This window comes from Arcobacter sp. s6 (assembly GCF_040884245.1).
GTDB lineage: Bacteria > Campylobacterota > Campylobacteria > Campylobacterales > Arcobacteraceae > Aliarcobacter.
The window spans coordinates 91,014-100,244 of the sequence record NZ_JBEVTN010000015.1; the positions used below are offsets into that span (position 1 = coordinate 91,014).

A 9,231-nucleotide genomic window follows, 5' to 3' on the forward strand; every position below is an offset into this window, starting at 1 on the left:
TTAATTAAAAAATTATACTAATATTAATTTTAATATCCTAATATCTCTGCAACTCTTTTTTCATGTTCCATTTTACTATCATATTTAATAATTTTATTATCCATATTTTCTACTTCTTTCAGTTTTTCATTTAATGCAATTATTTTATTTTCTCTATCTCTTGCATCTATTTTCTTTTTTAATGATTCCTCTTTTAATCTTACTAAACTATCTGCTAAATATTTATCTTCTAAATTTTTAAGTTCACTCAATTTATTTCTAACGAAAGTTATATCTTTTGTTTTTGGTATTAAATATGGAGTAACTATAACTACTAAATTATTTTTTTCTGTATTATTTACAGTATTCTTAAACAATTCTCCAAATAAAGGAATTTCGCCTAAGACAGGCACTTTTTGGTTTGTAGATTCAATTTTATTTTCAATTAAGCCACCAATAATTACACTTTCACCATTGTTCAAAATTGTAGTTGTTTTTATTTGTTTTTTTGATGTATCTGCATTTCCACTTATTGTTTGTGTTGTTTTTACTCCTTCTAAAATTGTTTCAATTTCTAAAGTTACTTTAGTATCATTTGAAATTCTAGGTTTAACTTTTAGTGTTAATCCAACATCTTCTCTTTCATAGTTTTCTTTTATTGTTCCCCCATCAGTAACACTAGAAGAAACTTTTATCGAAATAGTTTCTCCAACATAAATAGAACTTTCTTTATTGTTTATAGCTAATATAGAAGGTTCTGAAACAATATCCAAAGCTCCATTTTGCTTAAGTAAATTTAACGATGCACCAAGTGCTAAACCAGAAGTTAAATCAGGAATTGTTAAACCATCTATAAATAAAGAAGGAATTTCTCCATTATTCAAACTTGAAGAAAAACTAGATAAAACATTACTACTTGCATTTGCTCCAAAAATTCCATAAGAAACTCCAATTTTATTTACTAAATCATCATTTACTTCTATGATTCTAGCTTGAACATATACTTGAGTTTTTTCTTTATCTAACTCTCTTATTAAATTGTCAATATTCGATATTTCATCATCAATGCCCATAATAATAATTGAATTTGATTCAATATCTAATGAAAAAAGAGGTTTATCAGCAGAATTGATGAATTTCCTTTTATTAATGATTTCATCTAAAATTTTAATTACATTTGTGGCTTCTACATTCTTTAAAGGGAAAATTCTAATTTCTTTTTTCTTTGAAAAATTTATATTGTCAATTGATTTAATATGCTTAGATAATATTTCTAAATTTTTCTTTTGACCAATTAATACTAAAGAATTACTATATTTATTCTCAATTATTACTGTTTTTTCTTCCTGATTATTCATCATTGTAAGAGAAATTAAATCCAAACTTTTTTTAGCATCACTTGAATTTATATTTTTTAATTTTATGATTAAATTCTCTTTTTTCAACATTGAAGACTTTACAACTCTTAATATATCTTTCTCACTAATTAATACATAACCTTTATTCTCTAATACTAAATCTAATATTCTGATTAATTCATTTCTAGATACTTCTTTGTTAGGAATAAAATCAATAGTTCCTTCTATCTCATCTGTAAATAATATATTTTTACTTATAACTTTTGATGTAATTTTAATTAAATCAGTTATTTTTAGATCCTTAAAATTTATATTTATTTTATCATTGGCATTAACCTTATAATTGAAAAAAATGATAAAAAAAAGCACTAATAATATTTTCATTTAATAACTCCTTTATATTTATTTTTAATTAAATAATATTAAAAGTTACTATATTACTAAAATATTTCTTGAAAGTAAAGCTTTAAGCTCTTCAAATTGCTCAATTGTCAGTTCAATTTGTAAATTTATTTGATTTGTAAACTCTTTTGATTTTATATTTATATTTTCTTGAGCCAATAGATACTCTAATTTTGATAATTCTGAATAATCACATATTAAAGTTTTTGTTATTAGTTTTTGATACTCTTTAAACTCACTTATTTTTATAACTTCATTTACACTATCACTATAGGCTCTAACTAATCCACCGGTTCCTAGTTTTATTCCACCAAAATAACGCACTATTATCACAGCTGTATTTATAAGCTCATTTCCAGTTAAGACAGCAAGGCTTGGTTTTCCACTTGTACCTTTTGGTTCTCCATCATCACTGCTATTTTCTACTATTTGTTCAAACTCATTTAAATGTCTATAGGCATATACATAATGTCTAGCTTTTGGATGCTCATTTTTAAGTCTAATCATAACATCATCAAACATTTCAAAGGGTATTAAAAAAGCTATGAATTTTGATTTTTTCTCTTCAAAAGTAGAGCTAAACTCTTTTTGAACAAACTTCAACTATAATTGCCCCCATGAGATTGGATTTATATTTAACAAAAACCTTTAATATTCAAAGCAGAAACAAAGCTTGTGAATTAATAAAATCAGAAAAAGTTAAAATTGATGGAGTGATTATATCAAAACCATCTTTTAATGTTGAGCAAAATCATAAAATAGAGATTTTAGAAGATGATTTTTATGTATCAAGAGCTGCTTATAAACTAAAATATTTTTTACAAGAGTTAGCAAATCTTATTTTAGAAAATAAAAATGCCCTTGATATTGGAAGCAGTACGGGTGGATTTACACAAATATTACTTGAAAATAATGTTTTAAAAGTAAGTTGTGTTGATGTTGGATCAAATCAACTTCATGAAAGAATCAAATATAATTCTAAAATAAACTTTTTTGAAAATACAGATATTAGAGATTTTAAAAGTGAGGATATTTTTGAAATAGTAACTTGTGATGTTTCATTTATATCTATTTTACATATAATTGAAGATATTAATCGTTTGGCTTCAAAAGATATCATTATACTTTTTAAACCACAATTTGAAGTTGGAACAAATGTAAAAAGAGATAAAAAAGGTGTTGTAAAAGATAAAAATGCCATTATTAAATCAAGAGAAAAGTTTTTAGAGTATACAAAAAATTTAAAATGGAAATTAATCTACTCATCAATGAGTAAACTACAAGGAAAAGATGGAAATGAAGAAGAGCTCTTCTATTTTAGTAAATAAAAATACAATTACTTCAATAGCTATTGGAGGATTTGATGGAATGCACAGTGCTCATCAAGAATTGTTTAGAAATCTTGATGAAAATGGTGCTATTTTATCAATAGAATCTGGTTATGCAAACCTAACTCCCAAAAGATATAGACAAGAATATAGTATTTATCCTATTTATTATTATGTTTTAGAAAATATTAGACATCTTGAAGGTGATGAATTTATTAAACTTGTAAAAGAAGAATTTCCAAATTTAAAAAAAATAGTTGTAGGTTTTGATTTTTGTTTTGGTAAAAATAGAAAATATTGTATAGAAAAATTAAAAGAACTGTTTAATGGAGAAGTTCTAGTAATAGATGAAATAAAAATAGATGAAATTCCTGTTCATTCAAGAATAATAAGACAATATATAAAAGACGGCGATATAAAAATGGCAAATAAACTCTTAGGAAAAGAGTATAAGATTTATGGTCAACAAATAAAAGGACAAGGATTAGGAACTAAAAGTTTTGTACCAACAATAAATTTAAAAGTAGATGAATTTTTACTTCCACAAGAAGGAGTTTATATCACAAAAACCATTTTAGATAATAAAGAGTATGACTCAATAACTTTTTTAGGACATAGAGTCACAACAGATGGATCTTACGCGGTTGAAACACATATTTTAGATAAAAATATTACAAATGACAATTATACTACTCAAATAAAATTTTATAAGAAAATCAGAGATAATAAAAAGTTTGATAGTTTTGAAGGCTTAAAAAAACAAATTTTTAATGATATAGAATTAGCAAAAAACTATTTTAAATAAAGAAATATTTATTAAATTTATAATTATTAATATTTATTAATATGCATTTAGATAAAATATCTACCATGGTAGATAAAGTATTTAAAAAATCAATTATAAAACAGTTTGAATTTGATGAAGAAGTTGCATCAGTATTCGACGATATGTTAAATAGATCAGTTCCTTTTTATAAGGAGATGCAAAGATTATCAATAAATTTTGCGTGCAATTTTTTAGAAGAAAATGATAAAGTATATGATTTAGGATGTTCTACTGCATCTACTTTAATAGAACTTAGCAAGCACTGTAAAAATAAACTAAAATTAATTGGAGTTGATAACTCTGAAGCTATGTTAAATAGAGCTTCTAAAAAAGCAAAAGCTTTTGGTGTTGATATTGAGCTTATAAATGCTGATTTGCATGATGTTTCATATGATAATGCAAAACTTATTCTTTCAAATTATACTTTACAATTTATAAGACCTCTTCAAAGAGAAAAATTAGTAAAAAAAATATATGATTCACTGCAAGATAAAGGTATTTTTATTTTTAGTGAAAAAGTAATATCTTCAAACTCAACTTTGAATAAACAAAGTATCGATGAATATTATGAATTTAAAAAAACGCAAGGATACTCAGAATTTGAAATATCTCAAAAAAGAGAAGCCTTAGAAAATGTATTAATACCATACACAGAAGAAGAAAACAAAAAAATGATACTAGATGCTGGATTTATCCATTGTGAAACGATTTTCAAATGGGTTAATTTTGCTACATTTATTGCAATAAAAAAATAGATTAAGGATTAATAATATGTTAAAAATAGGCGATATTGCACCTAGTTTTTGTGCGGCAAATCAAGATGATGTTGAAATTTGTTCAAGGGATTTACAAGGGAAATGGATAGTTTTATATTTTTATCCAAAAGACTTAACTCCTGGATGTACAACCCAAGCTTGTGATTTTACTGATAAACACTCATTTTTTGATGATTTAGATGCGGTTATCTTAGGAGTTAGTCCTGATGATACAACTAAACACAGAAAATTTATTGATTCAAAAGATTTAACAATAACATTATTATCTGATATAAATAAAAAAATGTGTGAAGATTTTGGAGTTTGGCAACTAAAAAAATTTATGGGGAAAGAGTTTATGGGAGTAGTTAGAACTACTTTTATAATAAATCCTGATGGAAAATTGGCTGCAATTTGGCCAAAAGTTTCTGTTAGAAAGAAAAAAAGTGTAAAAGGTGAAAAAATAGAAATTTTACATGTAGATGAAGTAAGAGAAAAACTTCAAGAATTACAATCAAAATAATTAGGAATAACGATGACAAAAATATTTAATAAACTTTTATTACTTAGTGCTACATGCCTACTGTCAAGTAATTTACTTGCACAAGAAACTGTATGTTTTAAAAATAATGTTGAGAAACCTTCTTTAGTTGAAAATGTATCTTTAGATGGTGGTGTTTGTAATGGAAATCTTTCATTAAATCAAATGAAAAAAGAAGGCTGGAATGTTTTAGATATAAAAATCACACCAATAGATAATAAATTTAACTATAGTTATTATCTAATAAAAAATGACAATCAAAATATCGCATTAAATACATCAAATGACTCAAAATACAATGTAAACAATAATTTCTCAGTTAAGCCAATGGGAATAAAAATTGAAAATATAGATGATAATAAAAGTACAATAAATATTGGAAATTTAATTATAGGACAAACAGGAATTATTGTTCATATTTATGATAATGATAAGAAATTAATAGTTTCAAATGCAAAAGTAATTAGTTCAAACAGTAACTCTTCTGTAGTAGAATTTTTTAAATTTGACGATTTAAAGCAAGATGCACTTCCAACTACCAAAAGAATGGTTGAAAAAGGTGATGTTTTAGTATTAAATTATATGTATAACTCTTCATTATTAATTACTCCTACTCAAGATACATTTCAAACAGTAAGAAATAATTTCAAATTGAATAACTTTATTCATTCAGACATACTAGCCGCGAAATTAAAAATAAATAATAAACCTTTCCCAACAAAAGAAGATTTTCAAGAATTTGCAATTGAGCAAAACTTAGGAACTATATTCTTTGTACTAAATAATAAAGTTTATATTTTAGATACAAAAACATTTACTATTTTAGACAGCTATGCTCTTTCATATGAAAATAGTGAATCTCAAATGCCATTTTATACAAGAGTAGAAGAAATTGAAGCTTCAATTCTTGATTTTTCATTTTCTGACTTATTATTCTTTAAAGATAAAAAAGTGTTAAGTTATAATGAATATTATCAAGAAATTTTAGGATTAACAAAATGATTAAACAAGAACATTTAGATTACGTTACATCTATTGTAGGTAGTGAAAATGTTAAAAGTGACAAAGCTCACTTAATCGCATTTTGCTATGATGCTACAAGAACAAGATTTGAACCTGATGCTGTTGTTTTTCCAAGACATGAGCAGGATATTTCAGATATCTTAAAATACTGTAATGAGCATAAAATTGTAATTGTTCCAAGAGGTGCTGGTTCTGGATTTACAGGTGGAGCGTTACCTTCAAATGGTGGAATTATTCTTTCACTTGAGAGACATATGAATAAGCTACTTGAAATTGATATGGAAAATATGGTGGGAGTTGTTCAACCAGGTCTTATAAATATGGAGTTTCAAAAAGCAGTTGAAGCAGTTGGATTATTTTATCCTCCAGATCCAGCAAGTGAAGAGTATTCAACACTTGGTGGAAATGTAAGTGAAAATGCAGGTGGAATGAGAGCTGCTAAATATGGTATTACAAAAGATTATGTAATGGCATTAAGAGCTGTTTTACCAAATGGAGATATTATAGTTGCAGGTAAAAAAACTATCAAAGATGTTGCAGGTTACAACACAGCTGGTATTTTAATAGCAAGTGAAGGAACTTTAGCAATTATCACAGAAATTACACTTAAATTAATTCCAAAACCAAAATTTAAACAAACTTACATGGGAGTTTTCCCAAGCGTTGATACTGCAATGACAGCTGTATTTAAATCTCTTGCAGCTGGAGCTAATCCTGTTGCTATGGAATTTTTAGATGCCCTTGTAATTAAAGCATTAAAACAAAAGTTTCCGCAAATCTCACTTCCTGATAATGCAGGTGGAATTTTAGTTGGAGATGTTGATGCAAGTTCTTTAGCAGAAATTGATTCACAACTTCAAACACTAAAAGAATCTTTTGCAGCTAATGGCTCAACAGAATTTATAATAGCTCGTGATGAAGAAGAAGGTAAAAAACTTTGGTTCGCAAGAAGAAATGCAAGTCCTGCAACTATGATATATGGAACTAAAAAATTAAATGAAGATATTTCGGTTCCAAGAAGTAAATTACCTATTGCACTTGATGGTATTTATAAAATTGGTGAAAAGTATGGCTTCCAAGTTCCTTGTTTTGGACATGCAGGTGATGGAAACATTCACGTAAATGTAATGGTAAAAGATAAAACAAATGAAAAAGAGATGGAAGATGGACACAAAGCTATTGAAGAAATTTTTCAGTATGTAGTTGATTTAGGTGGGACGTTAAGTGGTGAGCATGGAATTGGAACATCAAAAGCTCCATTTATGCATATTGCGTTTACTGATGCTGAAATGAACTTATTTAGAAGTATCAAAAAAGCTTTTGATCCAAATAATATTTTAAATCCATTTAAAATGGGATTATAATTATTCTATGAATGAAATAGATAATAAAGAGAGTTTATTAAAGAAGGTATTAAGAGTTATAGATTCATTTTTTAATGATGATACAACTTATTATGCAGCTTCTTTAAGTTTCTTTACTATCTTTTCTATTCTTCCTATTATTGCTTTATTAATAGCTTTTATTTCAAATTTCTCAGAATTTGAAAACTATTTAGAAATTTTAACTTCATATATTTTTAGCTTAATTAACCCAACTCACTCTAATGAAATAATTGATGCACTAAAAAACTATATATCAAACTCAAATAAATTAGGATTATTAGGTACAGTTTACATGGTATTTGTATTTATTATGTTTTTTAAAGATTATGAATACATTGTAAATAAAATACATAAAGCGAAAAGAAAATCAATTCACATTTCCTTTTTATTTTATTCTGTATATTTAATAGTTTTACCAATTTTATTCATAGCATTAAACATAATTATGTCTATATATAATAATAACCTATTAAATAATATATTTTCATATGTATTTGCATGGTTGATATTTTATAGCTTATTTAAATTGAGCGTAAATAAAGTTATAAATAATAAAGCTGCATTAATCTCATCATTCATTACATTAGTTGTTTTATCCATAACAAAAAATTTATTTGTCTATTATGTTGTATATAACAAAACATATACAACTATCTATGGTTCATTAGCTACACTTTTATTTACGTTCTTTTGGATTTATATTTCTTGGATTATTTATTTATATGGAATAAAAATGTGTCATAAACTAAATATGAAATATCTTATAAAAAAAGATTAATAATTTTTAAGTATAATATAAAAATGAATAAATTATTAATCCCAATCTTATTTTTTGCAAATAATTGTTATTCAAATACAAATGAAAATAATAATTTAACCTATTTAGAAACAGCTTTAATAAAAATAAATAAAAATAATAGATATGCAAAACCTATGATTATAAATTCTCAAAATAAAAAACAAAATAATTTAATTACAAAAGTACCAAAAATAAATAATGAATTCAATCTATTAATTGATTCTCAAGGAGAAAGAGAATTAAAATATATATTTGAAAAACCATTAAGAAATAACAATTCACTAATAAATTTTGGAATATCTTTTAAAGATAAAGCATATAAAAACATAGATTTTAAAACAAGATTAGGTTTAAAATTAAATAATAAAATAAATCCATTTATTCAATTAACAACAAACAAAACTTGGAAAAATGTATATGGAGTAGATTATGCTTTTGGTCAAATATTGAAAAAATCTGTAAAGAAAAAAGCTGAATATAGAAGTTATATTAAACTAGATAGAAAGCTAAATGAAAAATACTCAATTCATAACTATAATGAATCTTATTGGCAAGATGCAGTAGCAGATTATGTAGATATAAATTCATCAATCTATTTAAAACAAAAAATTACAAAAAAAAGTAATCTAATATATAAAATTGGATTAAAAGCAAATGATGCAGAAGGAAGACAAGAAATAAAGAACTACGGAATAAATATAAAATATAAAATAGCAATTTTATAAAATAAAAACACATAAAATAAATATTCCCAAAAGCAAAAAACAATGCCCCATAACGCCTAAATAGAATAAACTCCAACCAAACTAAGCTAAAGAATAAAAACTCCGTATAA

The 9,231-nt window shown here is 25.0% G+C and carries 10 protein-coding genes; 8 read left to right on the plus strand and 2 right to left on the minus strand.

Annotated features, from left to right (window positions below):
• Nucleotides 1–29 precede the first annotated feature (29 nt).
• Nucleotides 30–1,721, minus strand: a complete 1,692-nt coding sequence (locus ABVS04_RS10715; RefSeq protein WP_368030727.1) for a type II secretion system protein GspD — start codon at nt 1,719–1,721, stop codon at nt 30–32.
• Between the two features lie 48 nt (nt 1,722–1,769).
• On the minus strand, nt 1,770–2,342 hold the full coding sequence (locus ABVS04_RS10720) for a YigZ family protein (protein ID WP_368030728.1): 573 nt from the start codon (nt 2,340–2,342) through the stop codon (nt 1,770–1,772).
• A gap of 14 nt (nt 2,343–2,356) precedes the next feature.
• On the opposite strand from ABVS04_RS10720, the gene ABVS04_RS10725 reads away from it, so the two are divergent.
• The 8 genes from ABVS04_RS10725 to ABVS04_RS10760 all read left to right on the plus strand — a co-directional run bounded on the left by ABVS04_RS10725 (nt 2,357) and on the right by ABVS04_RS10760 (nt 9,121).
• Nucleotides 2,357–3,067, plus strand: a complete 711-nt coding sequence (locus ABVS04_RS10725) for a TlyA family RNA methyltransferase (RefSeq protein WP_368030729.1) — start codon at nt 2,357–2,359, stop codon at nt 3,065–3,067.
• Entirely contained in the window at nt 3,036–3,872 is an 837-nt protein-coding gene (locus ABVS04_RS10730) for a bifunctional riboflavin kinase/FAD synthetase (protein ID WP_368030730.1), read from the plus strand. Before ABVS04_RS10725 ends, ABVS04_RS10730 begins: the two co-directional genes overlap by 32 nt.
• 65 nt (nt 3,873–3,937) lie before the next feature.
• Complete coding sequence (cmoA, locus tag ABVS04_RS10735) at nt 3,938–4,648, plus strand: carboxy-S-adenosyl-L-methionine synthase CmoA (RefSeq protein ID WP_368030731.1); 711 nt, start codon at nt 3,938–3,940, stop codon at nt 4,646–4,648.
• A 16-nt stretch (nt 4,649–4,664) separates the two neighbouring features.
• Nucleotides 4,665–5,171 carry a thioredoxin-dependent thiol peroxidase gene (gene bcp / locus ABVS04_RS10740; protein ID WP_368030732.1) on the plus strand — a complete coding sequence of 169 codons (507 nt, stop codon included), beginning with the start codon at nt 4,665–4,667 and terminating at the stop codon, nt 5,169–5,171.
• Between the two features lie 12 nt (nt 5,172–5,183).
• Complete coding sequence (locus tag ABVS04_RS10745) at nt 5,184–6,191, plus strand: plasminogen-binding N-terminal domain-containing protein (protein WP_368030733.1); 1,008 nt, start codon at nt 5,184–5,186, stop codon at nt 6,189–6,191.
• Complete coding sequence (locus ABVS04_RS10750; RefSeq protein ID WP_368030734.1) at nt 6,188–7,576, plus strand: FAD-binding oxidoreductase; 1,389 nt, start codon at nt 6,188–6,190, stop codon at nt 7,574–7,576. The genes ABVS04_RS10745 and ABVS04_RS10750 overlap by 4 nt, the downstream gene beginning before the upstream one ends.
• Nucleotides 7,577–7,583: 7 nt before the next feature.
• Nucleotides 7,584–8,375, plus strand: coding sequence for a YihY/virulence factor BrkB family protein (locus ABVS04_RS10755; RefSeq protein ID WP_368030735.1), 792 nt, complete (start codon nt 7,584–7,586; stop codon nt 8,373–8,375).
• A 23-nt stretch (nt 8,376–8,398) separates the two neighbouring features.
• Entirely contained in the window at nt 8,399–9,121 is a 723-nt protein-coding gene (locus ABVS04_RS10760) for a hypothetical protein (RefSeq protein WP_368030736.1), read from the plus strand.
• Nucleotides 9,122–9,231: the final 110 nt, after the last annotated feature.